The 25,999-nt window shown below is 63.0% G+C and carries 21 protein-coding genes; 12 read left to right on the plus strand and 9 right to left on the minus strand.

Features of this window, described 5'->3' with window-relative positions:
* Nucleotides 1-67: 67 nt before the first annotated feature.
* Complete coding sequence (ung, locus tag EKH55_RS13990) at nt 68-775, minus strand: uracil-DNA glycosylase (RefSeq protein WP_069459034.1); 708 nt, start codon at nt 773-775, stop codon at nt 68-70.
* A 198-nt stretch (nt 776-973) separates the two neighbouring features.
* Here ung and modA point away from each other — a divergent pair, with 198 nt between their 5' ends.
* The 4 genes from modA (at nt 974) to EKH55_RS14010 (ending at nt 4,296) form a co-directional block, all read left to right on the plus strand.
* Nucleotides 974-1,759 carry a molybdate ABC transporter substrate-binding protein gene (modA, locus tag EKH55_RS13995; RefSeq protein WP_151611624.1) on the plus strand — a complete coding sequence of 262 codons (786 nt, stop codon included), beginning with the start codon at nt 974-976 and terminating at the stop codon, nt 1,757-1,759.
* Between the two features lie 92 nt (nt 1,760-1,851).
* Complete coding sequence (modB, locus tag EKH55_RS14000) at nt 1,852-2,553, plus strand: molybdate ABC transporter permease subunit (protein WP_151611625.1); 702 nt, start codon at nt 1,852-1,854, stop codon at nt 2,551-2,553.
* Nucleotides 2,550-3,623, plus strand: a complete 1,074-nt coding sequence (modC, locus tag EKH55_RS14005; RefSeq protein ID WP_069459032.1) for a molybdenum ABC transporter ATP-binding protein — start codon at nt 2,550-2,552, stop codon at nt 3,621-3,623. Before modB ends, modC begins: the two co-directional genes overlap by 4 nt.
* A 127-nt stretch (nt 3,624-3,750) precedes the next feature.
* A complete protein-coding gene (locus EKH55_RS14010; RefSeq protein ID WP_069459031.1) occupies nt 3,751-4,296 on the plus strand; it encodes a hypothetical protein in 546 nt (181 codons plus the stop codon).
* A 133-nt stretch (nt 4,297-4,429) separates the two neighbouring features.
* Here EKH55_RS14010 and EKH55_RS14015 read toward each other — a convergent pair whose 3' ends face one another.
* Both EKH55_RS14015 and EKH55_RS14020 read right to left on the minus strand, forming a co-directional pair.
* The gene (locus EKH55_RS14015; protein ID WP_069459298.1) at nt 4,430-4,822 is read right to left on the minus strand and encodes a winged helix-turn-helix domain-containing protein; all 393 of its coding nucleotides are present in this window, start codon (nt 4,820-4,822) and stop codon (nt 4,430-4,432) included.
* Between the two features lie 45 nt (nt 4,823-4,867).
* On the minus strand, nt 4,868-5,605 hold the full coding sequence (locus EKH55_RS14020; RefSeq protein ID WP_069459030.1) for an SDR family oxidoreductase: 738 nt from the start codon (nt 5,603-5,605) through the stop codon (nt 4,868-4,870).
* A 432-nt stretch (nt 5,606-6,037) separates the two neighbouring features.
* On the opposite strand from EKH55_RS14020, the gene EKH55_RS14025 reads away from it, so the two are divergent.
* The 4 genes from EKH55_RS14025 to lpdA are packed head-to-tail and all read left to right on the plus strand — an operon-like array spanning nt 6,038 to nt 10,975.
* Nucleotides 6,038-7,270 carry a 3-methyl-2-oxobutanoate dehydrogenase (2-methylpropanoyl-transferring) subunit alpha gene (locus tag EKH55_RS14025; RefSeq protein WP_069459297.1) on the plus strand — a complete coding sequence of 411 codons (1,233 nt, stop codon included), beginning with the start codon at nt 6,038-6,040 and terminating at the stop codon, nt 7,268-7,270.
* A gap of 1 nt (nt 7,271) precedes the next feature.
* A complete protein-coding gene (locus EKH55_RS14030; RefSeq protein ID WP_151611626.1) occupies nt 7,272-8,285 on the plus strand; it encodes an alpha-ketoacid dehydrogenase subunit beta in 1,014 nt (337 codons plus the stop codon).
* A 4-nt stretch (nt 8,286-8,289) separates the two neighbouring features.
* Nucleotides 8,290-9,573 carry a dihydrolipoamide acetyltransferase family protein gene (locus tag EKH55_RS14035; RefSeq protein ID WP_151611627.1) on the plus strand — a complete coding sequence of 428 codons (1,284 nt, stop codon included), beginning with the start codon at nt 8,290-8,292 and terminating at the stop codon, nt 9,571-9,573.
* 7 nt (nt 9,574-9,580) lie between these two features.
* A complete protein-coding gene (lpdA, locus tag EKH55_RS14040) occupies nt 9,581-10,975 on the plus strand; it encodes a dihydrolipoyl dehydrogenase (protein ID WP_151611628.1) in 1,395 nt (464 codons plus the stop codon).
* 171 nt (nt 10,976-11,146) lie between these two features.
* Here lpdA and EKH55_RS14045 read toward each other — a convergent pair whose 3' ends face one another.
* The 4 genes from EKH55_RS14045 to EKH55_RS14065 form a co-directional block, all read right to left on the minus strand.
* Nucleotides 11,147-12,328, minus strand: coding sequence for an acetyl-CoA C-acyltransferase (locus EKH55_RS14045; protein WP_069459296.1), 1,182 nt, complete (start codon nt 12,326-12,328; stop codon nt 11,147-11,149).
* 341 nt (nt 12,329-12,669) lie between these two features.
* The gene (purU, locus tag EKH55_RS14050; RefSeq protein ID WP_069459026.1) at nt 12,670-13,554 is read right to left on the minus strand and encodes a formyltetrahydrofolate deformylase; all 885 of its coding nucleotides are present in this window, start codon (nt 13,552-13,554) and stop codon (nt 12,670-12,672) included.
* Between the two features lie 330 nt (nt 13,555-13,884).
* Nucleotides 13,885-14,898 carry a fumarylacetoacetate hydrolase family protein gene (locus EKH55_RS14060; RefSeq protein WP_069459295.1) on the minus strand — a complete coding sequence of 338 codons (1,014 nt, stop codon included), beginning with the start codon at nt 14,896-14,898 and terminating at the stop codon, nt 13,885-13,887.
* A gap of 150 nt (nt 14,899-15,048) precedes the next feature.
* A complete protein-coding gene (locus EKH55_RS14065; protein ID WP_069459025.1) occupies nt 15,049-15,528 on the minus strand; it encodes an Lrp/AsnC family transcriptional regulator in 480 nt (159 codons plus the stop codon).
* 134 nt (nt 15,529-15,662) lie between these two features.
* Here EKH55_RS14065 and hppD point away from each other — a divergent pair, with 134 nt between their 5' ends.
* Entirely contained in the window at nt 15,663-16,769 is a 1,107-nt protein-coding gene (gene hppD / locus EKH55_RS14070; protein WP_069459024.1) for a 4-hydroxyphenylpyruvate dioxygenase, read from the plus strand.
* Between the two features lie 138 nt (nt 16,770-16,907).
* Here hppD and EKH55_RS14075 read toward each other — a convergent pair whose 3' ends face one another.
* Together EKH55_RS14075 and EKH55_RS14080 are read right to left on the minus strand one after the other, a co-directional pair.
* Nucleotides 16,908-17,678 carry a helix-turn-helix transcriptional regulator gene (locus EKH55_RS14075; protein ID WP_069459023.1) on the minus strand — a complete coding sequence of 257 codons (771 nt, stop codon included), beginning with the start codon at nt 17,676-17,678 and terminating at the stop codon, nt 16,908-16,910.
* A gap of 1,040 nt (nt 17,679-18,718) precedes the next feature.
* The gene (locus tag EKH55_RS14080; RefSeq protein WP_192803718.1) at nt 18,719-19,201 is read right to left on the minus strand and encodes a hypothetical protein; all 483 of its coding nucleotides are present in this window, start codon (nt 19,199-19,201) and stop codon (nt 18,719-18,721) included.
* A 513-nt stretch (nt 19,202-19,714) separates the two neighbouring features.
* Between EKH55_RS14080 and EKH55_RS14085 the strand changes: the two genes are divergently transcribed.
* From EKH55_RS14085 to EKH55_RS14095, 3 genes are all read left to right on the plus strand, one after another.
* Nucleotides 19,715-21,430 carry a hypothetical protein gene (locus EKH55_RS14085; protein ID WP_151611630.1) on the plus strand — a complete coding sequence of 572 codons (1,716 nt, stop codon included), beginning with the start codon at nt 19,715-19,717 and terminating at the stop codon, nt 21,428-21,430.
* Nucleotides 21,431-21,538: 108 nt separating this feature from the next.
* On the plus strand, nt 21,539-23,602 hold the full coding sequence (locus tag EKH55_RS14090; RefSeq protein WP_151611631.1) for a type I secretion protein: 2,064 nt from the start codon (nt 21,539-21,541) through the stop codon (nt 23,600-23,602).
* Nucleotides 23,603-23,622: 20 nt separating this feature from the next.
* Nucleotides 23,623-25,995, plus strand: coding sequence for a type I secretion system permease/ATPase (locus tag EKH55_RS14095; RefSeq protein WP_151611632.1), 2,373 nt, complete (start codon nt 23,623-23,625; stop codon nt 25,993-25,995).
* The last annotated feature ends 4 nt before the right edge of the window (nt 25,996-25,999 follow it).

Consider the following 25,999-nt stretch of genomic DNA (forward strand, 5'->3'; position numbering starts at 1 on the left):
CCGGGCTGCCGACGCAAGCCCGGCCGCGACAGAAGGGCGCATGGGAGCGCCAGAACGGGACGCCCCGTTACGGATCAGCTCTGAGGGGCGGATTGTCCGGCAGCCGCCAATCGATCGGATCGAGTGCCTTCGCGGTCAGAAAGGCATTGGCCTTCGAGAAATGCCGGCAGCCGAAGAAGCCGGAATGCGCCGAGAGCGGCGAGGGATGCGGCGCCGTCAGGACGAGGTGGCGGGAGCGATCGACGAAGGCTGCCTTCTTCTGAGCATAGGAACCCCAGAGCATGAAGACGACGGGCTGTTGCTGGTCATTGATGATGCGAATGACCGCGTCGGTGAAGCGCTCCCAGCCCCGGCCCTGATGCGAAGCCGCCCGGCCGCGTTCGACCGTCAGCACCGCGTTCAGGAGGAGCACGCCCTGGCGCGCCCAGCTTTCGAGGAAGCCGTGCCGCGCCGGCGGAATACCGAGGTCGACCTCGAGTTCCTTATAGATATTGACGAGCGATGGCGGGATGCGCACGCCGGGTAGGACGCTGAAGCAGAGCCCATGCGCCTGGCCCTCGCCGTGGTAGGGGTCCTGACCGAGGATGACCACCCGCACCCGGCCGAGCGGTGTCAGGTCGAGCGCCCGGAAATACTCGCTGCCCTTCGGGAATATCTGTCGGCCTTGGTGCCTCTGCTCAATGAGGAAGCGCTTGAGATCGGCCATATAGCCATGCCGGAACTCCGGCGCCAAGGCCGCCTTCCAGCTTTCTTCCAGCTTGATCGTCGCATCCATGGGCGCCCAACTCCTCGTTCGGCCCAAGAATTTAGCCACGTTGGCACCCGGCACAAGCATTCACCCGCAATTTTACCGCGTCGGTTCACTGCTTTGCTTGCCTCATCCACGAGCATTGTATTTCTCCCGATATAGCGCTAACAGAAGACGGAGCGTTATATACTCAGGAATATCGCGGGACACAGAGCAAGGATACTGATGATGGGACGCAGGGACTGGTTAACGAGACTGGCGCTGGCGCTTGGTCTTGTTCTCTCCGGCGCGGGCTTCACCCCAGTCAGCGCGGCCGAGAGGGTGACGATATTCGCTGCGGCGAGCCTGAAGAGCGCGCTCGATGCGGTCAATGCCGAATGGAAGAGGCTAACGGAGGGTGACGTGACCGCTTCCTATGCGGCGAGCTCTGCGCTCGCCAAGCAGATCGAACAGGGAGCGCCGGCCGATATCTTCATCTCGGCCGATCTTGCCTGGATGGATTATCTGGCCGAGAAGAACCTCATCAAGGCCGATAGCCGATCAAACCTGCTCGGCAATCGGCTCGTCCTCGTTTCCGCCAACGCGGACGCCGGCCCGGTGGACATCAAGGCCGGCCTCGACCTCGCCGGCCTCCTCGGTAATGGGCGCCTGGCCATGGGCGCGGTCGATTCGGTCCCCGCCGGCAAATACGGCAAGGCGGCGCTCGAAAATCTCGGCCTCTGGCCGATGGTTTCCGACAGGGTCGCCGGCTCTGAAAGCGTGCGCGCCGCCCTTCTGCTCGTTTCGCGCGGCGAAGCGCCCTATGGCATCGTTTATCAGACCGACGCGGCGGCCGATCCCGGTGTGGAAATGGTCGGGACTTTCCCGGAAGACAGCCATCCCCCAATCATCTATCCGATCGCGATCACCGCCGACAGCGCGAGCCCGGATGCGGCTGCCTATCTCGACTTCGTCAGATCGCCAGAGGCCGCGCCTTTCTTTCAGGCACAAGGCTTCACCGTGCTGGAATAGGCTTGCGCCACCGCCCCTGGCCAAAAACATCCAAGGCCGCGCCGTGGGAGTTCGAATGGCACCGCGCAGCAGTCAAACAGGAGAGCATCGATTTGGATTGGGTGGCGCTAAGCGAGGCAGAATGGATGGCCGTCCGGCTGAGCCTGCGCGTCGCAACCGTCGCGATGCTTTCGAGCCTGCCGCTCGCGCTTCTGACTGCCATCGTCCTTGCGCGTGGCCGCTTCTGGGGCAAGTCGGTCCTCAACGGCCTGGTGCACATGCCGCTGATCCTGCCGCCTGTCGTCACCGGCTTCGTGCTGCTGCTGCTCTTCGGCCGCCGCGGTCCGATCGGTGCCTTTTTGGCGGAGCATGTCGGGCTTGTCTTTTCGTTCCGTTGGACCGGTGCGGCGCTCGCCTGCGCCGTCATGGGTTTTCCGCTGATGGTGCGTAGCATGCGGCTGTCGATCGAAGCGGTCGACCGCAAGCTCGAGGATGCAGCCGCCACGCTCGGCGCCGGCCCCGCCTGGATCTTCCTGACGGTGACGCTGCCCTTGATCCTGCCCGGCATCGTCGCCGGCATGGTCCTCTCCTTCGCCAAGGCGATGGGCGAGTTTGGAGCCACGATCACCTTCGTCTCGAATATACCCGGCGAAACGCAGACGCTTGCCGTCGCCATCTACACCTTTACGCAGGTGCCGGGCGGCGATGCCGGCGCCATGCGCCTTACGATCATCTCGATCGTCCTCTCGATGGCAGCACTGGTATTGTCGGAAACCCTTGCAGCAGCCGCGGCGCGACGGACGGTCTTGACATGAGCCTGGAGGTCGAGGCGCGCCATCGGATCGGCACTTTCAAGATCGACGCCGCTTTTCTTTCGGACGGCGGCGTGACGGCTCTGTTTGGGCGCTCCGGATCCGGCAAGACCACGATCGTCAACATCATCGCCGGGCTCCTGCGCCCCGATGGCGGCCGCATCGTCCTTGATGGCGACGTGATCGCCGACAGTGCGCGCAAGCTCTTCACGCCTGTCCACCGGCGCCGCTTTGGCTACGTGTTCCAGGAGGCGCGCCTGTTTCCGCATCTGACCGTCCGCAGCAATCTCGTCTACGGCCGCTGGCTCAACGGCGCAGGCAAGTCCGCATCCGAATTCACTAAAGTCGTCGAGATGCTCGGCGTCGGGCACCTGCTCGACCGCAGCCCCTCGACGCTCTCGGGCGGCGAGCGCCAACGGGTCGCGCTCGGTCGGGCCCTGCTTGCCGCGCCGCGCCTCCTGCTGATGGACGAACCGCTCGCCGCGCTTGACGAGGCGCGCAAGGCGGAAATCCTGCCCTATCTGGAGCGACTCCGCGACGAAACCAGGATTCCGATCGTCTATGTCAGCCACTCCGTCGCGGAAGTGGCGCGGTTGGCCCAGCGCGTGGTCGTCATCGATGACGGCCGGGTTCAGGCATCCGGCGAAGCAGCCGTCATTCTCAGCCGGTCGACCGACACGCATGCGATCGCCAGAAAGGAGGCGGGCGCGTTGATCGAAGGTCTGGTCGAACTCCACGACGAGGCGCACAAGCTGACGCTCGTGCGCGCCGGCGAATGCCTCTTCCGTGTTCCCCACGTCGTCGCGGCGCCCGGGCACCGCCTTCGACTCTACATCGCCGCCCGCGACGTCATGCTGGCCACGACGCGGCCGCAGGGGATCAGCGCCCTCAACGTGCTGCCGGGGACGATCATCGGCCTGTCGCCAGCCCATGAGGGCAGCCTCGACGTCCGCCTCGACTGCGGCGGCAACACCCTCCTCGCCCGCATCACAACCCTTTCGCGCGAGGCGCTCGGGCTTCTGCCGGGAACGCCGGTGCACGCGGTCATCAAGACCGTCGCGCTCGACTATTGAAGTGCCTCCGGACACTAGCAGAGGTGACCGCTGCGAGCGTATAATCATGTTTTGGTGCGTTCGTTGTGCGGGCGGCCAACCGAACTCGCGAGCGCTCGCGCCGACCAGCTCGAATGGGAGGAGTGACATGCGTTTGTGGATGATTTCGCTTGCTGCCGGCCTTTCCGGACTCGGCCTCGCGGCAACGGCCCTGTCGGCGGATATGAGCGACGAGGAACTGATCAAGAATGCGATGTCGGCTGCGCCCGAGGCCGTGGCGCGCGATGCCACGATCATGGCTATGGACGCAGACGGCAAGATGAGAACACTAAAGGAAGGTACCAACAACTTCACCTGCATCGCCGACGACCCGGGGCCCGGCAACAATCCGATGTGCCTCGACAAGAATGCCATGGAGTGGGCGCAGGCCTGGATGAACAAGACCGAACCGCCAAAGGGAAAGGTCGGCTTCGGTTACATGTTGGCGGGCGGAGCCACACCGAGCAACGTCGATCCCTTTGCCGCCGCGCCGGAAGGCGGGGAACTGGCGCAAGAACCCCCGCATGTCATGATCTTCAGCCTGCCGGAGATACCGGCCGACTATCCCCAGCCAGGCGAGAATCCCGACCGGTCGAAGCCATGGGTGATGTGGGCGGGAACGCCGTACCAGCACCTCATGATACCGGTCGAATAACCGGTTGATCGACTAGGCCGGGCGTCGAATCCCAATCTCGGTTCCCCGGCCGGGCGCCTTGTTACAGCGACCTTCAACGCTGCGTGTCCTTGTCCCCGAACCGAGATCGATTTGCGAAAACATGCAGTCGTGCTCAGCGCCGCGGCTGAGTTTCTTCGGCCCGCGGAACATCCCCGACGCGCGCCGCCTCCAGCCAGGCGAGATCATCGGCGAGCGCCGCCCCCATCCTGGCTTCCATCGCCCGGAAGCGGTCGACCAGCGCCTCGCCGAAGGCGGTGAGCGCGGCACCGCCGCCCTGCTTTCCGCCCCGTTGGGACTCGACGGCTGGCTCCTTGAACATGCGGTTGAGCGCGTCGACCAGCAGCCAGGCGCGCCGGTAGGACATGTCCATCGCCCGGCCGGCGGCCGAGATCGACCCGGTTTCGCGGATAAGCTCCAGAAGCATGATCTTTCCGCGCCCGAGGCGGTCTTCGGGTGGAAAATCGATGCGTAGAATGGGGCGAAGCCCGTTATCGGCTCTGGACATGCGCTCGAGCATAATGGCTGCAGCGACCCTCGAAAAGTCCCGCCGTCAGAGGCTCATGCCGCCGTCGATGACATGGACATGGCCGGTCGTGTAGGCCGCGGCGTCGCTCGCGAGATAGACCGCGAGGGCCGCGATCTCCTCGGGGGTGCCGAGGCGGCCCATCGGCTGGCGGGCAATGAAGGCGCTACGCGCTTCCTCGTAATTGCCCTGCGCGCGCATGCGTTCCTCGAGCGAGGGCGACTGCACCGTGCCAGGCGCGATGGCGTTGCACCGGATGCCCTTGCCGATGAAGTCGATCGCCACCGATTTGGTGAGGCCGATGACCGCCGCCTTGCTGGCGGAGTAGGCGAAGCGGTTCGGCACGCCCATTGGCACGCCGGCAACCGACGACATGTTGATGATGGAGCCGCCGCCCTTCTCGACCATGCCCGGCAGGAAAGCGCGGATCATCCGATACATCGATTTGACATTGAGATCGAAGGCAAAGTCGTAATCTTTCTCCGCCACTTCAAGGATCGTGCCCGCATGGACAAATCCGGCGCAGTTGAAGAGGATGTCGATCGCACCCGTCCGCGCCGCAAACTCGCTGATCGCTTCGCCACTCAACACGTCGAGCCGCGCCACGTCGATACCCTGAGCCGCGACTTCGCCTAGCTTCTCCTCGTTGATGTCCGTCGCGACGACCGACGCACCTTCCCGGCTGAAAGCCTCGGCCGTCGCACGGCCGATACCCTGTGCCGCGGCCGTGATCACCGCACGCTTGCCTGCCAGACTTCCGCTCATTTTCCGCCTCGCCCTATCCGGATGCACGTCGCGCCAGCAGACATCGGCACCTGCCAGCTGTCAAGCGGCTAATTGTATTTTTATAGACAAAAGACATATTCCCTCAGCCGTCATCGTCGCGAAAGAAAATTGCGCAGCCGACTGGCTGTGTATCGGCCCGCCGAACGGTCTGAGCGGTTTGCCGGTACGAATCTGTCTTTCTTCGCGCCGGAGGCGGGCACCTCGTCGAAAGTCCTTCATCTCACCCCGAACTCGTGGCAGTCTGTCATCATAACCCTTTGGGAGAACGAGGGTTGTTGGCGGTTTGGCAGTGCGGGCACGGAGGACCGCCCACAAACCGTTGCCGTCATCCGCGCCGCAAGATCCACGAGAATCGGCTCCAGCGAGTGGCTGACGCGCGATGCGCAATCCGGAAAGGAGGCCGGAACCCGCATGGATGAATTCAGCCGATTGAGCCTGCATGTCCCCGAGCCGGCGGTTCGGCCGGGCGACGAACCCGATTTTTCCACTGTGAGGATACCGAAAGCGGGCACGGTCCCGCGACCCGAGGTCGATGTCGACCCGGAGACGATCCGCGATCTGGCCTTCTCCATCATCCGCGTTCTCAACCGCGAAGGGGAAGCGGTCGGGCCTTGGGCCGGTCTCCTGTCAGACGAGGAACTGCTGACCGGCCTCCGGCACATGATGATGCTGCGAGCCTTCGACGCGCGAATGGTGATGGCGCAGCGCCAGGGCAAAACGTCCTTCTACATGCAGCATCTCGGCGAGGAGGCGGTAAGCTGCGCCTTCCGCAAGGCGCTGCGCAAGGGCGACATGAACTTTCCCACTTATCGACAGGCGGGGCTCCTGATCGCCGACGACTACCCCATGGTCGAGATGATGAACCAGATATTCTCGAACGAGAGCGATCCCTGCCATGGCCGGCAGCTGCCGGTTCTCTACACTTCGAAAGAGCATGGCTTCTTCACCATATCCGGGAACCTTGCCACGCAGTTCGTCCAGGCTGTCGGCTGGGCGATGGCGTCCGCCATCAAGCGCGACACCCGCATCGCGGCGGGCTGGATCGGCGACGGCTCGACGGCCGAATCGGACTTCCATTCCGCTCTTGTGTTCGCCTCGACTTACAAGGCACCCGTCATCCTTAACATCGTCAACAACCAGTGGGCGATCTCGACCTTCCAGGGAATTGCGCGGGGCGGATCCGGCACTTTCGCCGCCCGGGGTCTGGGCTTCGGCATTCCGGCGCTGCGCGTCGACGGCAACGACTATCTTGCCGTCTATGCGGTGGCGCGCTGGGCAGCGGAACGCGCCCGGAGAAATCTCGGGCCGACGCTGATCGAATATGTGACCTACCGCGTCGGCGCCCATTCGACGTCGGATGACCCGAGCGCCTATCGGCCGAAGACCGAGTCGGAAGCCTGGCCCCTTGGCGATCCGGTTCTGCGGTTGAAGAAGCACCTGATCGTTCGCGGAGTCTGGTCGGAAGAGCGACACCTACAGGCGGAAGCCGAGATCATGGACGAAGTGATCCAGGCGCAGAAGCAGGCGGAAAGCCATGGCACGCTCCATGCCGGCGGCAGGCCCTCGGTGCGCGACATCTTCGAAGGCGTCTACGCGGTGATGCCGCCGCACATCCGCCGACAGCGGCAGAAGGCGGGGTACTGACATGGCCAGAATGACGATGATTGAAGCGGTGCGCAGTGCCATGGACGTGTCGATGGGACGCGACGAGGACGTCGTCGTCTTCGGCGAGGATGTCGGTTATTTCGGCGGCGTGTTTCGCTGCACTCAGGGGCTTCAGGCGAAATACGGCAACACTCGCTGTTTCGATGCACCGATCAGCGAATCCGGCATCGTCGGCAGCGCCATCGGCATGGCGGCTTACGGCCTGAAGCCCTGCGTCGAGATCCAGTTCGCCGACTACATGTACCCCGCCTACGATCAACTGACGCAGGAAGCAGCCCGCATCCGCTATCGTTCGAACGGCGACTTCACCTGCCCGATCGTCGTGCGAATGCCGACCGGCGGCGGCATCTTCGGCGGTCAGACGCACAGCCAGAGCCCGGAGGCACTCTTCACCCACGTCTGCGGCCTCAAGGTCATCGTGCCGTCAAATCCTTATGACGCCAAAGGCCTGCTGATCTCGGCCATCGAGGATCCGGATCCGATCATCTTCCTGGAGCCGAAGCGGCTCTATAACGGCCCCTTCGACGGCCATCACGAGCGCCCGGTAACCCCTTGGTCAAAGCACGAACTTGGCGAAGTGCCGGAAGGGCACTACACGATCCCCATCGGCAAGGCGGAAATTCGCCGCAATGGCTCGGCGGTAACCGTGCTCGCCTACGGCACCATGGTGCATGTGGCGCTTGCGGCAGCCGAGGAGACCGGCATCGACGCAGAAGTGATCGACCTGCGCAGTCTGTTGCCGCTCGATCTCGAGACGATCGTCGATTCCGTCACCCGGACTGGGCGCTGCGTCGTCGTGCACGAGGCGACGCTGACCTCGGGCTTCGGCGGCGAGCTGGTCGCCCTCGTCCAGGAGCATTGCTTCTACCAGCTCGAAGCGCCGGTCGTACGGGTGACCGGCTGGGACACCCCTTATCCACATGCCCAGGAATGGGACTATTTCCCCGGGCCGGCGCGCGTCGGCCGTGCGCTTGCTGAAGCGATGGAGGCGTGAGGCTATGGGAGAATTCGTTCTGAAAATGCCGGACGTCGGTGAAGGCGTCGCCGAGGCGGAACTTGTCGAATGGCATGTGAAGCCTGGCGATCCGGTGCGCGAAGACATGGTGCTGGCCGCCGTCATGACCGACAAGGCGACGGTCGAAATCCCCTCACCAGTATCCGGCAAGGTAATTTGGCTCGGAGCTCATGTGGGCGACACGGTTCCGGTCAAGGCGCCGCTCGTCAGGATCGAAACGGCCGGCGAAACCGGCGAGCCCCCGCCGGACAGCATTCCCGAGGCGCTTGCCGAAGCCGTGTTGGAGGAGCCGGTGGCGGCGGCCCCCACGCCGATCAAGGAGAATGCGCGCCCGGAACCGGGCAGGAGCGCGAGCGGGGAAGCGCCAAGGCCGCGCCAGGCGCCGGATGTTTCAGCCAAACCGCTTGCCTCCCCGGCCGTGCGCCTGCGCGCCAAGGAAAGCGGTATCGATCTCAGGCAGGTCGCCGGCACGGGACCTGCCGGCCGGATCACCCACGAGGATCTCGATCTCTTCATCAGCCGCGGGCCGGGCCCGCTGCCAGCGCAGATCGGGCTCGTCCGGAAGACGGCAGTCGAGGAGGTCAAGATCGCCGGTCTGCGGCGGCGGATTGCTGAGAAGATGTCGCTCTCCACCTCACGGATCCCCCACATCACCTATGTGGAAGAGGTGGACATGACGGCACTGGAGGATCTGCGGACGACGATGAACCGCGACCGCAAACCCGACCAGCCGAAGCTGACAATCCTGCCCTTCCTGATGCGGGCGCTGGTCAAGGCAGTGTCCGAGCAGCCCGGCATCAACGCCACTTTCGACGACCATGCCGGCGTCATCCATCGCCACGCGGCCGTCCATATCGGCATTGCCACGCAGACCCCCGCCGGCCTGACGGTGCCGGTCGTGCGCCACGCGGAGGCGCGCGGCATCTGGGACTGCGCGGCGGAACTCAATCGGCTGGCGGAAGCCGCCCGCACCGGCACCGCGACGCGCGATGAACTGACCGGCTCGACGATCACGATTTCCTCGCTCGGCGCGCTTGGCGGCATCGTCTCGACGCCGGTGATCAACCATCCGGAGGCGGCGATCGTCGGCGTCAACAAGATGGCGACCCGCCCGGTCTGGGACGGGGCGCAATTCGTGCCGCGCAAGATGATGAATCTTTCGTCGAGCTTCGACCACCGCGTAATCGATGGATGGGACGCCGCCACCTTCGTCCAGCGACTGAAGACGCTGCTCGAAACCCCGGCGCTGATTTTCGTGGAGGGATGATCTCGCAATGAAGGAAATCTCCTGCAAGCTCCTGGTGCTCGGCGCCGGTCCCGGCGGCTATGTCTGCGCCATCCGCGCCGGGCAGCTCGGCGTCGACACGGTGATTGTCGAAAGGGCGAAGGCGGGCGGCACTTGTCTCAATGTCGGGTGCATTCCGTCGAAGGCGCTGATCCACGCCGCCGAGGAGTATCACAAGCTTCATGCCGCCGCCTCCGGGAGAAGTCCGCTCGGGCTATCCTTGAGCGCACCGGCGATTAACCTCAAGCAAACCGTCGCCTGGAAGGACGGCATCGTCGGGCGCCTGAACAGCGGGGTTACCGGGCTCCTGAAGAAGGCGGGCGTGAAGGCTGTATTTGGAGAAGCACGCTTCGTCGACGGCAAGACGGTCGATGTCGAGACGGAAACGGGCCAGCAGCGCATCCGCGCCGAAGCGGTCGTCATCGCCACCGGCTCGGCGCCGGTGGAGCTTCCGGACCTGCCCTTCGGCGGCAGCGTCATCTCTTCCACCGAGGCTTTGGCTCTGGTTGAATTGCCCGAGACGCTCGCGGTCATCGGCGGCGGCTATATCGGCCTCGAACTCGGGACCGCTTTTGCCAAACTTGGCTCGAAAGTGACCGTGCTCGAAGCGATGGACCGCATCCTGCCGCAGTACGACGCCGAACTTTCAAGGCCGGTAATGAAGCGGCTCGGCGAACTCGGCATGGAGGTTTTCACCCGCACCACCGCGAAGCGCCTCTCGGCCGACAAGCGCGGTCTTCTGGCCGAGGAAAACGGGCGGGCCTTCGAAGTTCCGGCAAAAAAGGTATTGGTCACCGTCGGTCGCGGGCCGGTGACGGAGGGCTGGGGGATCCAGGAGATCGATCTCGACCGCTCCGGCCGCTTCATCCGCATCGACGACCAGTGCCGCACGTCCATGCGCGGCATCTATGCGATCGGCGACGTGACCGGCGAGCCGATGCTCGCGCACCGTGCCATGGCGCAGGGGGAAATGGTTGCCGAGATCGTCGCCGGGCAGAAGCGAAGCTGGGACAAGCGGTGCATCCCCGCCGTCTGCTTCACCGACCCGGAAATCGTCAGCGCCGGTCTCTCACTGGAGGAGGCACGCGCGGCCGGCATCGAGGTCAGGATCGGCCAATTCCCCTTCCAGGCGAACGGCCGCGCCATGACGACCCTCGCCGAGGACGGATTCGTGCGCGTCGTCGCCCGCGCCGACAACCACCTCGTCCTCGGTATCCACGCCGTCGGCCATGCCGTCTCGGAACTCTCCGCTGCCTTCGCGCTGGCAATCGAGATGGGCGCGCGATTGGAAGACGTCGCCGGCACCATCCATGCCCACCCGACCCAATCGGAGGCCTTCCAGGAGGCGGCCTTCAAAGCCTTGGGGCACGCGCTGCATATTTGAGATGTGGTGCAGGTTGTCCCTCATCCCGATGCCCGTCCTCCGCAGCAACTGCGGAGGGTGGACCGCGACCTTTTCCCCCGCAGGCGGGGAGAAGGGGCGATGCCGCGCCCGCACATTTCCCAATACCGCTTCTTCCAAAGCCCCAGTTGCAGGGTCGAGGCACGACGAGCGCTACTGCACCAACTCCAGCCCGACCGCCGTCGCTTCGCCGCCGCCGATGCAGAGGGAGGCGATGCCGCGCTTCACGCCGTTTTTTCGCATTGCATGGAGAAGCGTCACGACGATGCGCGCACCGGAGGCGCCTATCGGGTGGCCGAGGGCGCAGGCGCCGCCATGGATGTTGACGATGTCGTCGGAGAGACCGAGGTCGCGGATCGCCGCCATGGCGACGACGGCAAAGGCTTCGTTGATTTCGTAGAGCCCGACGCTCCCCTTCTCCCAGCCGAGCTGGTCGAAGAGCTTGTCGATGGCGCCGATCGGCGCCGTGGTGAACCAGGCGGGCTCCTGTGCATGGCCCGCATGGCCAGCGACGATCGCAAGCGGCGTCAGCCCGCGCTTCTCCGCCTCGCTCGCACGCATCAGGATCAGCGCAGCCGCACCATCGGAGATCGAGGAGGAATTGGCCGCCGTGACGCTGCCGCGGTCGCGGAAGGCTGGCTTCAGCTTCGGTATCTTCGCCGGATCGGCCTTCACCGGCTGCTCGTCGCGATCGAGATTGGCGCTCTTGCGCTTGCCGCCATCGACGATCGTCACGATTTCGTCGGCAAAGGATTTGTCTTCCGCCGCCTTCAGCGCCCGCTCGAGCGAGCGGAGTGCGAAAGCGTCCTGGTCTGCCCGCGAGAATTGGTAATGCTGGGCCGTATCCTCGGCGTAGGTGCCCATCAGTCGTCCGGAATAGGCGTCCTCCAGCCCGTCCAAAAACATGTGGTCCTTGATCTCGCCGTGGCCAAGCCGAAAACCGCCGCGGGCCTTCGGCAGGAGATAAGGCGCGTTCGTCATCGACTCCATTCCGCCAACGGCAAGGACCGTGGCGCTGCCGGAGACAAGCGCGTCATTGCCGAGCATCAGGGCCTTCATGCCCGAGCCGCAGACCTTGGAAACGGTTGTCGAGGGTGTCTCCTGTCCGAGGCCGGCGCCGAGTGCCGCCTGCCGGGCAGGATTCTGTCCGACGCCGGCGGGCAGGACATTACCCATCAGCACTTCGTCGACCTTATCGAGGCTGGCGCGATCCAGCGCCGCCTTCAACGCTGCCGACCCGAGCTCCGGCGCTGTCAGATCCTTGAGCCCTCCTTGGAACGCGCCCATCGGCGTGCGCGCCGCCGACACGATAACCACCGGATCGCGATTGCTCATCATATCCTCCCATTTCGCCGAATATCGGTCGGCCTTGGCCCCGGAGTGCGACCGTCGAGGCTGCGGAATGAGCGCCCCTCATCCGCCTGCCGCCACCTTCTCCCCGCAGGCGGGGAGAAGGGACATGTGGCACCGGCTCGTCCCCCAGCAGCACGGATCGTCAGGTGAAAACGAAGCGGAGGGCGCCGACTCGTCCCCTCTCCCCGCACGCAGGGAGAGGCTTAGGGTGAGGGGCAAATACCCGCATCTCATCGTCAACACTCTCGACCGACTATAACCGCCGAATGCAGTAAGGCAACGCCATCCGCGCCCTTGTGGGCCGCCGGCGGGATAGCCGCAGATTAGCCCATCCGTTCCGACGCGTAGGAGCCCGGGCTCGGCGGGAAGACGACGACGCGGTTGCCGTTGATGAGGGTGCGGCGATGAATATGGGCGTGTATGGCGCGGGCCAGCACCTGGCTCTCGACGTCGCGGCCGATCGAGACATAGTCCTCGGCCGACTGCGCATGGGTGATGCGGGCGATGTCCTGCTCGATGATCGGGCCCTCGTCGAGATCGGCGGTGACGTAGTGCGCCGTCGCGCCGATCAGCTTGACGCCGCGCTCATAGGCCTGCTTGTAGGGGTTGGCGCCCTTGAACGACGGCAGGAAGGAGTGATGGATGTTGATGATCCTGCCCGACATTTTCTTGCACAGCGCATCCGACAGCACCTGCATGTAGCGGGCGAGCACGATCAGCTCGGCGCCGGTCTGCTCGACGATCTCCATCAGCTGTGCTTCGGCCCTCGGCTTGTTCTCCTTCGTTACCTTGATGCAGTGGAAGGGGATGTCGTGGTTGGCGATGACCTTCTGGTAATCGAAGTGGTTGGAGACGACGCCGACGATGTCGATCGGCAGCGCGCCGATCTTCCAGCGATAGAGCAGGTCGTTCAGGCAATGGCCGAACCGCGAGACCATCAAGAGCACCTTCATCCGCTCTTCCGAATCGCGGATCTCCATTGTCATGCCGAACCGCTCGACCGCCGGAGCGAAGGCTTCGCGCAGCTCTTCGAGCTTAGCGCCAGCCTGGCTGATGAAAGAGACGCGCAGGAAGAAAAGCCCGGTTTCAAGGTCGTTGAATTGTGAGCTGTCGCTGATGTAACAGCCTTTTTCCGCGAGACCGCCGGTAACGGCGGCAACGATGCCGCGGGTAGATTTGCAGGTGACGGTCAGCACGTAGCTTTTCATCGGTGGTCTCTCATTCTGATGCGGTATCCGGCCCCTCGGGCCGTTCATGCGAAACTACCCTGGCGCTTCGAGACCCGCCGATCCATTCGCGACATCGGCTGGACGGAACGGGCCACGCTCTCTCCGGCTCTCAGAAGTGAGACATTCAGGGCTTTTACCCGGTCGGGATGCGTTTTGGCGAAGGCCTCGATCTCTGCGCAACGGGCATCGATGGCGACGATCCGCCGGCAACCGTAGAAAACGACGTCCTACAGCGCCTATAGCTCGCGGACGAGCGCCAGTAGTCGTAGAGACCGGTCTCCTGGATCCGGGTCGCCTCCCGTCTCGCTATCAGCGCTCGTACTTCTCCACCTTCTGCTCGATGGCGCCGAAGATCGAATGGCCGCTCGCGTCTTTCATCTCGATCCTGACGACGTCGCCGAACTTCAGGAAATGCGTCTTCGGTGCGCCGCTCTCGATCGTTTCGATCATGCGCAGCTCCGCGAGGCAGGAATAACCGACGCCCCCCTCCGACACCGGTCTGCCCGGCCCGCCGTCGAGTTTGTTGGACACGGTCCCCGAGCCGATGATCGTGCCGGACGTGAGCGGGCGGGTGCGGGCCGCATGGGCGATCAGTTGCGGGAAATCGAAGGTCATATCGATGCCGGCATTGGCTCGACCGAAGGGCCTGCCGTTGAGATCGACGCGAAGCGGCAAATGCAGCTTGCCGCCGTCCCACGCCTCGCGCAATTCGTCCGGCGTCACGGCGACCGGCGAGAAGGCGGAAGACGGCTTCGATTGGTAGAAGCCGAATCCCTTGGCGAGCTCGGCCGGAATGAGTCCGCGCAGCGAAACGTCGTTGACGAGCATGACAAGACGGATCGCCTCGCGCGCCTCCTCAACCGTCGCGCCCATCGGCACATCGTCGACGATCACCGCGACCTCGCCCTCCATATCGATGCCCCAGGCCTCATCCGCCATGAGGATCGGGTCGCGCGGCCCGAGGAAGCCGTCGGATCCGCCCTGATAGATCAGCGGATCGTTCCAGAAGCTTGCCGGCATCTCCGCGTTGCGCGCCTTCCTGACCAGTTCGACGTGGTTGACATAGGCGGAGCCGTCGGCCCAGTGGAACGCCCGCGGCAAGGGCGAGGCGGCATCGTGCTCGTGGAAACGCATGGTCGGCTGGGAGCCGGTCTCTATACCGTCGGCGACACGCGCCAGCCGCGGCCCAGCATGCGCCCAGTCGTCGAGGGCCGCCTGCAGCGTGCGGGCGATATGCCCGACTTCCGAGCAACGGGTGAGGTCTTTCGAGACCACGACGAGCCTGCCGTCGCGGGTGGAATCTTTCAGCGTCGCGAGTTTCATGGTGTTTCCCGAGATGTTCTGTTGATCCGCTCCGACCGGCGCGAACCATTGCAGCATGTCATGGTTCGTTGCGGAAAGTCACTTGTTTCCGGGTGTGCCGTCGAATTTTCAGGCAACGGCCGTGGGAAAGTCGCCCGCGGCCGGATGAACCTATCCCCGCACGCGCTCCGGGATCGGCAGCCCCTCGAAGCTCTTCAAAGTCTCGAGCACGATCGAGGTCTTGACGTGCTGGACGCTGTCATGCGGCAAGAGCACATCGTTGACGAAGCGCGACAACCCGGCAAGGTCGGGTGTTACGACGCGCAGGTGATAATCCATCTCGCCAGTCAGCGCATAGGCCTCCAGCACCTCCGGCAGCCCGGAAATCAGCTTGGCGAACCGCTTGGCATTGTCGCGATTGTGGGTGGCGAGCGTCACCGAGATCACCACCATCAGGTCGAGCCCCAGCTTCTGCCGGTCGATCTGCGCCTGATAGCCGGTGATATAGCCTTCCGCCTCCAGCCGCGAGCGCCGCCGCGAACATTGCGACGGTGATAGCGCGATCCGCTCGGACAACTCGTTATTGGTCAGATGCCCGTCCCGCTGCAACGCGCTAAGTATCTTGAGATCAAAGCCGTCGAGTTGCTCCATTGCATGCGTCCTCATGCCCATGCACGCACAATTCGTGCACAGTTTCGCCAAAACCCTGCAAGAATACAAGCATCATGCATCGCATCTGCGGCATACTCCGGCAAAAGTTCTCGAGGATTGAGAGGAGACTTTCGATGGGCCCGTTTCCGCATGACGCCCCGCCCGCAACGATCTCGGCGGACAACCCCGCCGGAACGGACGGCTTCGAGTTCGTCGAATTCGCCCATCCGGAGCCGGAAAAACTCGTGGAGCTTTTCGCGCGCATGGGCTACACCCCCGTCGCACGGCACCGGGCGAAGAACATCACCGTGTGGCGGCAGGGCGACATCAATTACATCCTGAATGCCGAGCCCGGTTCGCATGCGATGCGCTTCGTCGACAAGCACGGCCCCTGTGCACCGTCCATGGCGTGGCGCGTCGTCGACGCCAAGCAGGCTTTCGAACATGCGGTGTCGAACGGTGCCGAAGCCTATGAGGGCAGCGACAAGACCCTCGATGTCCCGGCAATCGTCGGCATCGGCGGCTCACTTCTCTATTTCATCGACAGCTATGGCGCGAAAGGCTCGGCCTATGATGCCGAGTTCGAATGGGTCGGTGAACGCGATCCGAGGCCGGAGGGCGTCGGCTTCTACTATCTCGACCACCTGACCCATAACGTCTATCGCGGCAACATGGACAAGTGGTGGGCCTTCTACCGAGAGCTCTTCAACTTCAAGCAGATCCACTTCTTCGACATCGACGGCCGCATTACCGGCTTGCTCAGTCGGGCGATCACTTCACCTTGTGGCAAGATCCGCATTCCGCTGAACGAGTCGAAGGACGAAACCAGCCAGATCGAGGAATACTTGAAGAAATACAAAGGCGAAGGCATCCAGCACATCGCCGTCGGTACCGAGGCGATCTACGACGCAACGGACAAGCTCGCGGCAAACGGCCTCAAATTCATGCCCGGGCCGCCGGACACCTACTATGAGATGTCGCACGAGCGTGTGCACGGCCATGAGGAACCGATCGAGCGGATGAAGAAGCACGGTATCCTGATCGATGGCGAGGGCGTGATCGACGGCGGCATGACGAAGATCCTGCTGCAGATCTTCTCGCGCACGGTCATCGGCCCGATCTTCTTCGAATTTATCCAGCGTAAAGGCGACGAGGGTTTTGGCGAGGGAAACTTCCGGGCGTTGTTTGAATCGATCGAAGCCGATCAGATCCGCCGCGGCGCCCTGCAGCGGCGTGCGTAGACGCGCTACAACCCGCGCGTCATTTCAGGAGCACAAAGATCGGCGTAACTCTTTGAATTTGCTGCATGCCACTCGCTCAATTGCAAAGACGCCGCGTGTCCGACCAGATGCGCGGCGTCCATGCAGCCATCGAGACCGTCAGTTGCGCCAGCGGGGCGGGCCCGCATCGCCGTCATGCCTGAAGTAGCGGGACGCCGCTTCTGTCCGGTTTCGCACGTTCATCTTCTTGTAGATGTTACGGACATGAACCTTGACGGTGTTCTCCGACAGGCCGAGTCGGTCGGCAATGATCTTGTTCTGCGTGCCCATGCAGATCAGATCGAGGATCTGGACCTCCCGGCTTGTCAGCAGACCTCTGCCGACATCGCTCCTCTGTGCCGGGGGCATGGCCTCGGCGCATGCCTCGCGCTGGGCAGGCGTGGCACTGCCTGTCTCCGACCGCGGCGCCAGCCGACGCAGCAGGGCGGCCGGAAAATGCTCGCCGCCCTTCATCAGCAAATCGATGGCGGTCAGGCAGACGTCCAGATGGAGGTTCAAGGGCAGGACGCCATGGATCAGCCCCTCGTCGACAAAGCCGGCGATCGATGAATCGACCTCGTCCGCATTCTCGACGACGAGCCCGATCGAGGCCCGCGGATGGAACTCGTGGATCGTCCTGATGACCGATGGAAACGTGCTCGCCGGTAGGCGGTAGAGCATAATCAGCGCCACATCGTCGAGATTGCCATCGAGCAGGCTGTCGGCCTCCGAAAGGCTCACAACTTCATTCCCCTGGAACCGGGTGCTGATCGCCTGCGTCAGACATTCGGCGAGCAGATCCGCCCTGGCGAGCATTACGATCTTCGCTTTCTTCGCTAAAACCCTGTTGTTGTCCTCAAATTCGCTCAAACTGGAGCCGGTACGATACATTATCCCCTCCTTGGGCATTCCCCCTATCTTCTTAAGGGTATTGGAGCGCCCTGTCTGAAAATGTTTTCGATCAAAAATGCGAAGTCACTAACCACGAAAAAACTTCATGATGGCTAATGTATCGTAAATATGGGGGATAAGAAACAGCCCAAAAGGGTTAGATTCGGCCCCATTCCCGTCCAAATAGTCCCGATTTGCACCAATTCTGGGTGAGTCGAGCTGATGTCAAGTCTGCGCGGCCGTGGGCGTGTCCGTCCTTTTCGCGCCAAGCGGGGACCCGGGCATTCTAGAGGGTATGTCAGGTTGCGCTTATCGCAACCCTGTACCTCGGAATGAGGAGCACAGGCCGCCGTCTCCCCTTCGACCTGAACCACTTTATACTCCAAAGGGGCTAGCGGCGGCGCATCACGGCCTCGGCAGGCATGTATGCTTCCGGTCTTCCGGCGGGCGGATGTCGAGACCCGACGACCCATCATCGAAAAATCCCGCTTAGGTTGAGACTCGACAGGTAATTCCATCTTACGGGCATGCAGCCTCGGATTCACAATGTTAACATCGCCTTAATGGCCGGACAGTCCGAAGGGGTAAGGACGACTCGCTTCGCTGGACAAGACGACCGCTTCCTCGGAAGCAATATCCGGCTGTGCTGCCCCCATCCCGGATGCCCTCATCCGCCAAGTGACGGCTGGGACTAACCATAATTGGTATCTTCCACTTCTCCCCATTCCGGATCACACTGTACCGGTCGCATGGAGTTGTATGCGTCTCCGGACAAGGTTCAGCGTAGGTTTGGAAACTATTTATATTGCGTTCGTATGACAAAGTGTATGACTATCAATTATCAACACCTAATGCATTAGCGGAATATCCCTAACCGTGAAATTTATATTGAACAAAATACAGAGAGTATCGAAACACCCGCAGATGAATATCGATAGTTCATCTGAGTGAGAGCCAGCGCCAAAAAAACCTATGAAGATGAAGGGGTTTCGGTGCTGGCTCCTTCCTCCGTTTCTCCACAGTGTAAGAAAAGCCTCTCCTCAACGGGGAAATGAATATCGCTCGACGATAGCCCAGATTTCCTTGTTGATCCTCATGATCTGCTCGATCGCCTCGTTGATCCTGGCGATCTCCGAATCGTCAATCTGTTCGATCTTGCCGTATTTGATCGTGTCCTTGCTGTCGAAAATGCTCATCAGCTGAGTGCTCGCCTGGTCTCCGGTTTCGTCGAAGGAATAGATGCAGTGGCTGTACTTGTTCCTGAGTTTGCCCTGCCGGCCAAGCTGCTGTGTCACTGCGAGAATCTCCTGCCGCCGAGCAAGCGGCGTCTTTTCCAATTTGGCGAGCCGTTCGACGAGCTCGAGACGGGCGCGCGTCGTATTCAGCGTCAAAAAGATGACGATGGCGGTTTCCTTGTCCACCTTCGCAAGGCCCGCAATCAGGTAGATGAGCAGACTTTCCGTGTTGGTCCACGTGTAGTTCAGCTGTCCGATTAAAAGGAGTATCTCGTGGAATTTCTTCATGAGCAGCATCCCTTTACAGCCACAATAGCGCATTCCGGTCTTCGGATAAATTTACAGCGAACGAAACGCATCGGCCGCAGAATACCTCCGAGGCGGTAGCCTCTGACCCCCGAAAGTCTTTCCGGGATAGGTCGCACACGCAACAACCTCTTACGGGTGATCAATCTTTGCCGCTCATCGCCTAGGGGGGTTAGCCCGAACTGACAGCTTACAATTCCAGCCTGTTAGCAACACACTTTTCACGCACAACAGAGGGCAGGTATGCCCAGGTTTGCGTTGATCCAGTACTGCGTTTAGGGCGGAATGCCCCCTCGAAAGCCTGGCTGCCGTTCCCGACGAGCAAGGGAGGTGAATGCCAGGCAAGTAGCGCCAATCCCGGCCGCGCATTTCCGTGCGCCCGGAGATCCTTTCCACTGAAAAACTTCATTTCAACTTCAGACCGCGCACGGCCAAGATCCGCGTGAGAGATGAAAGCGGTTCGGTCGTAGCGGCCTCAACTTTGAGGACGTAGCTATGAGCAATAACAAAAACTTCTTGTGGCCATGGGATAATCAGTCGCAAAGCCAGGACCAGTTGCAGGGCCAGGCCCAAGCCGAGCTTCAGGCCCAGCTCGAGCTCCAGGAACAGGAGCAAGAACAGGAGCAGGAGCAGGAGCAGGAGCAAGATCAGGACCAAGATCAGGATCAGGACCAGGACCAGTATCAGGGTCAGTACAGTGAATCTTATAACGGCAACCTGAACGGCAACGGCAACGGCAACGGCAACCTCAACCTGAACGGAAACGGCAATGGCAATCTCAACCTGAACGGAAACGGCAATGCCAATGCCAATGCGAACGATAATACGAACAGCAATAGCAACACCAACACCAGCGACACCACGGTCGACGTATCGAGCACGACCGACGTCGACGTCGACATCGATCTTGATCTGAGCGGCTATGAGCCGTCCGACGATGACTTTGTCGACATCGACAATTCGTCGATCCATGGCATGGCGAATGTCAGCTTCAGCAACATCCTCAACGGCTCGCTCAATGGTGCGGGCAATGATGTCGGCAACGTCATCAGCCAGTCCGCCATCATGTCGGACGACGACCACCTGCATGGTGTCTCCAACAGCGGCACCCTGAACCTGAATGGCACGGCCACCGGCGGCACGGCCACCTCCGACGACGGCATCGACGCCGAGGGTGATGGCGGTTCGGGCGGCGATGATGCCGATGCCGATGGCGGAAACGGCGGCGACGGCGGTCTTGCCGTTGGCGGCTTCTCGTTTGGCGGTGATGCCGATGGCGGAAACGCCGATAGCGACGCGGACGGTGGCGACGGATTCGGCGGCATTGCTGCGAGCGTCGGTGTCGGCACCGGCGGCGCTAGTGGGAGCGCAGATGGTGGCGCGGCAACCGGCGGTGCCGGCGGCAACGGCGGCGCAGGCCTCGGCGTCGGTCTCGGGCTCGGTGTCGGTCTCGGCGTCGGCGCTGCGGCCGGCGGCGACGGCGGCGACAACGCAGCCGGCAACGGTGGCGAATCCGGCGACATCGAGAGTGATGACGCCGAAACCGACGACGCCGGGGACGGTGGCGACGCTGCCGACGACGCCGATTTCTCGATCCCGATCCTGAACATCGGTGGCGACGGCGGCGACAATGAAGGCGGCAACAGCGTCGCTTTCGGCGAGACCGGCAACGCCAATGGCGGCAGCGCCGATGATGCCGGCGACGGCGGCAACGCGCTTGGTGCAGGCGTCGGCGTTGGCACGGGTATCGGGCTCGGCGCCGGTAATGGCGGCGGCGGCGGCGGTGGTGGTGGTGCCTCCGCGGATGGCGGAACGACCGGCAATGCCAGTGGCGGTACCGGCACGGGCGGAGCGGCGACCGGCGGCGCGGGTGAAGGCGGCCTTGCGCTCAGCGGCGCATGGGCCGGAGATGCCTCGGCCGACGGTGGCGCGGGCGGAGCGGCGACCGGCGGCGCTGGCGGTGGCGGCGGGGCCGGCGGCACTGCCACGACCGGAGACGGCGGCTTTGGCGATGCCGGAACATGGGGCTCCTACAACGGAGACGATGGCTTCGTTGAAGGGATTTCCTCGGCGACAGCCGATGCCGTGATCGACACCAACGCCTTCAACCAGCAGATCGTGCTCGGCGCCAATCTGCAGGGCAATACTGTCGACATGACGATCGTCGGCGGCGACTACAGCACATCGATCATCGGCGAAGACGACGCCTGATCGCAGTGCAAAGCCGCCGATTCACATGCGGAATCGGGCATTGAACCGGACTGCGCGAGCCCGCCTCGCGCAGTCCAGCAGCACCGCAAGTAAAAAGGGGGGCTGACAATGACCTTGCATTTCGACAAGGCCACCGAGGCCATAGCCCATTTCATCGGACTGTTTGAAATCAAGATCGAGGAGCTTCGGCTGCGCGAGGCCCACGAGGAGTTCACGGCATCCCGGCAAGACGAGCGGGCCCCGCCGGAACTTCCTTTCGTGCCGGTCAATGTAAAGGCGCCGTACGATCTCGGCGAGTTCAACCCGGACGTTCCCTATAAGCCGCTCGCGCCGGAACTGGTGGGGTTGGTGTCCTGGTCGCATGTCGGGCCGCTCCCGCCGACATTCTCCGCACCCGGCGACATGGCAGCCCTCGCCAAACCCGGGCTCCTCCCCCAGCACTGGTCGACCGCCAAGTCGTCGTCGCAGAAATTTGACTTCGACATCGATCCGCCGGGGTCGGTCGCCTTATACACCTCCCAATACATACGGCTTTCGGACAGTGATTTCGTCAGCATCGGCGGCCACGGGTTGAATTTCGAGCTGCGGATCGACAACAGCGCGATGCTGGCCGGGCTTATCGAGACCGCACGGCAAGTTTCCCCCCTCGCGGACGCGGAGGAGCCTGGCTCCCCGGACGCGGCTCTCACCTTCATCGACACCGCATCGCAGCAGCTGGACGCCCATTCCGCAGAGAGCGGCGGCGAGCACGGCCTGTTCGTGGCCAAGTCCGAGACGCTCGAAGGCACCTACGTCAATGGTGAACTCGTCGACGAAGCGCCGCGCCTCGAAGACTACCTTCCTGAACCGGACGAGACGGCCGCCGACACACCGACCCTATCCTCACAGGCCAGCGGATCCTTCGCTGCGAGCGAAGGTCCGGTGGCGGCAGGGGCTTCGGTCGAGCTGGAGGCCGGCGGCAATACCCTGGTCAATTCCGTCGTGCTGACGAACAACTGGCTGCAATCGCATGTCCTGGCCGTTGCCGGCGATCATGTCGAACTCAATGTGATCGTCCAGATCAACGCCTGGTGCGACAGCGATCTCGTAAGCCCTGCCCTCAACGACTGGAAGCTGATTGCGGAGAATCCGACCCAGGCCTTCAACGTCGCGATGTTCAAGCATCTGGATCCCTCGCCCGCGGAAGCGGGGCACGCCGGCAACGGCGACTTTCCCAAGGTCTGGGCGATCACGGAGATCAAGGGCGACCTCCTGATCATGAACTGGCTCGAGCAATTCACCTTCATGACGGATGAGGACGTCGCCATTCTGTCATGCGCTGGCTCGACGACCTCGATCATTGCCGGCGGCAACACCGCGGTCAATAATATCTCGCTCGCCGAACTGGGCTCGTACTACGATCTCATCTTCGTCGGCGGGCATGTCTACGACGCCAACATCATCCAGCAGCTGAATATTCTCTTCGACAACGACCTGGTCGGCGCCGTCGACGGCTTCGGAACGAGCGGGGAAGGATCCGTATCCACGGGCGGCAATCTGCTCTGGAACTATGCGGGTATCGTGGAAGCCGGTGGCGCGATGAGCGTCAAGCCGATGCCGCAGTCCTATCTCGATGCCCTCGACAAGCTGGCGAACGGCAAGAAGTCGCTCTCGAACGATGTCCTCCAGGATGACGTTTTCGCCGGCATGAATGGGCTGAAGGTGCTCTATATTTCGGGCAACCTCGTCAATCTCAACTACGTCAAGCAAACGACCATTCTCGGAGACAGCGACCAGGTCGCCTTGGCGAAAAGTGCTCTGATGACCGGTTCCGACGGGGACTGGTCGATCTCGACCGGCTCGAATGTCCTTGTCAACCATGCGGGAATTCTCGACGTCGATACAGGCGCGACGATCTATGCCGGCGGCGGCGCCTATTCCGACGAAGTTCTCATCCAGGCCGAGTTGATCACCGACGAGCCCTACCTCGGCGGCCAGGATCCCGATGCGCTGGTGAACGAAGCGGTCGCCTTTCTCGGCGACGACATGATGGCTCCCGACCCCGGGCCACAGCCGATGGAGCACGGGCAGTCGGACTTCGGGCGATCTCACAATGACAGGACGGACAAGGGACCGTCCGATCATGCCTCGCCCCATATCGATGCCGATCCCATGCACAGCATGCTTGCCTGACCGGGACGCGGGAGGAGATCATGGCCGACACCCCCGCCCCGTCCCTGCGACTATCCGCAAGCGACGGCGAGAAGATTTTTTCTGCTGAGGCCGTAACGGATCAGCCACAGCGGAAGATCGATGCAGAGGCTGCCGGGCAGCAATTGCTTCGCGAGATCGATAATCGGGAGGATGTATTGAATAGCACCGTGAAGAAGATCGATGGGGTTCTCTATGAGCTTCGTGGCGGAGCCGCTGCGAGCGACCGCCCGGGCACGAATTCCGCAAACCCCACGCCGTCGGCGCCGATCGGAGAGGCCGCAACGGCATCGGGCGCAGCAGCAAGGCCCGAAAGCGCACGACAGGCACGGCCGGCCCCGAAGGCCGTTCCTCCGGTTGAAGCGGAAGTCCGGCCCGAACTGCGTGACCAGGGCAAGCCTCGGCCCACCCGGGAGGCAGATGAACCGGCCCCACGCGGGGAGAAGCCGGCCCCGGAGACCAAGGCCGAGGCGAAGGCCGAGGTGAAGGACAAGACCAGCGTGCCGGGAATGGTCGTGATCGACGGCGACCGCGGCCCGATCAAGACTGAGAACCGGTCGCCCGACAAGGGTGGTTCGGACGGCGGCGGTTCGGACGGCGGCGGCAATGGCGGCGGCGGCAAGGGTGGCGGCGGCGTCTTCCACAAGCGCCTCGGACCGGTCGATTTTTCGGCGAGTCTCAAGGCGGGCCTCAAGGCGATCCGGCAGAACCTGATGATCGTGATGGTCTTCACGATCGCCACCAATGTCCTGGTGCTCGCGATACCGGTCTATCTGTTCCAGATATCGGACCGGGTATTGACCAGTCGCTCGATCGACACGCTGGTCATGCTCACCGTCCTGATCGTCGCCGCGGTGATCCTTCAGGCGGTCTTCGACGGAATTCGCCGCATGATCCTCATGCGAACGGCAGTGGAGGTCGCCGCCCAGCTCGGCGCCCCGATCCTCAGCGCCGCAGCCAGGGCCTCGCTCCATAGCAACGGGCGCGAATACCAGACGCTGGGCGACCTGCAGCAGCTTCGCTCCTTCCTGGTCTCCGGCACGCTGCTTTCCTTCCTCGATGCGCCGATCGCGCCGTTCTTCGTCGCGGCGGTTTTCCTGATTCACCCGCATCTCGGCTCGATCGTCATTGGATCGTCCCTGCTGCTTCTCATCGTCACGGTGCTCAATCAGAAGGCGACGGCCGCGTCCTTCGGCGAGGCTAACAGTTTCCAGACGAGGGCCAATCTCCACCTCGATTCGATGTCGCGCAATTCGCAGATCATCAATGCGCTCGCGATGATCCCCGAAACTGTTCGCCTATGGGGCAAGGACATGGCCGGCTCGCTGAAGTCCCAGGTGCTGGCGCAGGACCGCAACATCGCCTTCGCCTCACTTTCCAAGGCCGTGCGGCTCCTCACCCAGGTTTCCATGCTCGGCTGGGGCGCCAACCTCGCTCTGCAGGGGGAACTCACGGGTGGCATGGTGATCGCAGCCTCGATCATCGCCGGCCGAGCGCTCGGGCCGATCGAGGGCGCGATCGAAGGCTGGAATCAGGTCATCCAGTCCCGCGCCGCCTATGGGCGCATCACCTCGCTGCTGCAGAACTCGCCGCTCAATTTCGAGCGGCTGAAGCTGCCGCAGCCGGAAGGGCGGCTCGACGTGGAACGGCTGCTTTTCGTCCCGCAAGGCACCAAGCGCGTCGTCCTCAACGGCGTGAGCTTCTCGCTGAACCCCGGCGATTCGCTCGCCGTGATCGGCAGTTCCGGCGCGGGCAAGACGACGCTCGGCAAGATGCTCGTCGGCTCCATCCTGCCGACATCCGGCAATGTCCGGCTCGACCTCATGGACCTGAGGAACTGGGACCAGCGACAGTTCGGCGAAAACATCGGCTACCTGCCGCAGGACGTCCAGCTGTTCCCGGGAACGATCAAAGCCAATATCGCGCGTATGCAGGAGGAGGCGAGCGACGCCGACATCTACGCTGCCGCCAAGCTCGCCGACGTGCACGACATGATCGCTTTGCTGCCGCACGGATACGAGACCTTCGTCACGGCCGACGGCTCGCCGCTCTCCGGCGGGCAGAAGCAGCGCGTCGCGCTTGCCCGCGCCTTTTTCGGCAATCCGCGCATGGTGGTGCTCGATGAGCCCAACTCCAATCTCGACAGTGCCGGCGAGGTCGCGCTGACGCGCGCGCTCCAGCATGCCAGGGAGCAGAAGATCACCGTAATCACCATCACCCAGCGGCCCGCCCTCCTCAGCAGCGTCGACAAGGTGCTGCTTCTGGTGAACGGCACGGTGGCCTTGTTCGGCATGCGCCAGGACGTGCTCAACGCGCTCTCCGCGCGCGGCATGAATATCGAGGGCAACCCTCTTGCCCAGAACCAGCTGATGTAGGCGA

The sequence above is a fragment of the Sinorhizobium alkalisoli genome, from assembly GCF_008932245.1.
GTDB lineage: Bacteria > Pseudomonadota > Alphaproteobacteria > Rhizobiales > Rhizobiaceae > Sinorhizobium > Sinorhizobium alkalisoli.

Coding starts and splice junctions, on each gene's coding strand:
- ung (WP_069459034.1), bottom strand. CDS start 775: ATGGATGCGACGATCAAGCTGGAAGAAAGCTGGAAGGCGGCCTTGGCG.
- modA (WP_151611624.1), top strand. CDS start 974: ATGATGGGACGCAGGGACTGGTTAACGAGACTGGCGCTGGCGCTTGGT.
- modC (WP_069459032.1), top strand. CDS start 2,550: ATGAGCCTGGAGGTCGAGGCGCGCCATCGGATCGGCACTTTCAAGATC.
- EKH55_RS14010 (WP_069459031.1), top strand. CDS start 3,751: ATGCGTTTGTGGATGATTTCGCTTGCTGCCGGCCTTTCCGGACTCGGC.
- EKH55_RS14015 (WP_069459298.1), bottom strand. CDS start 4,822: ATGTCCAGAGCCGATAACGGGCTTCGCCCCATTCTACGCATCGATTTT.
- EKH55_RS14020 (WP_069459030.1), bottom strand. CDS start 5,605: ATGAGCGGAAGTCTGGCAGGCAAGCGTGCGGTGATCACGGCCGCGGCA.
- EKH55_RS14025 (WP_069459297.1), top strand. CDS start 6,038: ATGGATGAATTCAGCCGATTGAGCCTGCATGTCCCCGAGCCGGCGGTT.
- EKH55_RS14030 (WP_151611626.1), top strand. CDS start 7,272: ATGGCCAGAATGACGATGATTGAAGCGGTGCGCAGTGCCATGGACGTG.
- EKH55_RS14035 (WP_151611627.1), top strand. CDS start 8,290: ATGGGAGAATTCGTTCTGAAAATGCCGGACGTCGGTGAAGGCGTCGCC.
- lpdA (WP_151611628.1), top strand. CDS start 9,581: ATGAAGGAAATCTCCTGCAAGCTCCTGGTGCTCGGCGCCGGTCCCGGC.
- EKH55_RS14045 (WP_069459296.1), bottom strand. CDS start 12,328: ATGAGCAATCGCGATCCGGTGGTTATCGTGTCGGCGGCGCGCACGCCG.
- purU (WP_069459026.1), bottom strand. CDS start 13,554: ATGAAAAGCTACGTGCTGACCGTCACCTGCAAATCTACCCGCGGCATC.
- EKH55_RS14060 (WP_069459295.1), bottom strand. CDS start 14,898: ATGAAACTCGCGACGCTGAAAGATTCCACCCGCGACGGCAGGCTCGTC.
- EKH55_RS14065 (WP_069459025.1), bottom strand. CDS start 15,528: ATGGAGCAACTCGACGGCTTTGATCTCAAGATACTTAGCGCGTTGCAG.
- hppD (WP_069459024.1), top strand. CDS start 15,663: ATGGGCCCGTTTCCGCATGACGCCCCGCCCGCAACGATCTCGGCGGAC.
- EKH55_RS14075 (WP_069459023.1), bottom strand. CDS start 17,678: ATGTATCGTACCGGCTCCAGTTTGAGCGAATTTGAGGACAACAACAGG.
- EKH55_RS14080 (WP_192803718.1), bottom strand. CDS start 19,201: ATGAAGAAATTCCACGAGATACTCCTTTTAATCGGACAGCTGAACTAC.
- EKH55_RS14085 (WP_151611630.1), top strand. CDS start 19,715: ATGAGCAATAACAAAAACTTCTTGTGGCCATGGGATAATCAGTCGCAA.
- EKH55_RS14090 (WP_151611631.1), top strand. CDS start 21,539: ATGACCTTGCATTTCGACAAGGCCACCGAGGCCATAGCCCATTTCATC.
- EKH55_RS14095 (WP_151611632.1), top strand. CDS start 23,623: ATGGCCGACACCCCCGCCCCGTCCCTGCGACTATCCGCAAGCGACGGC.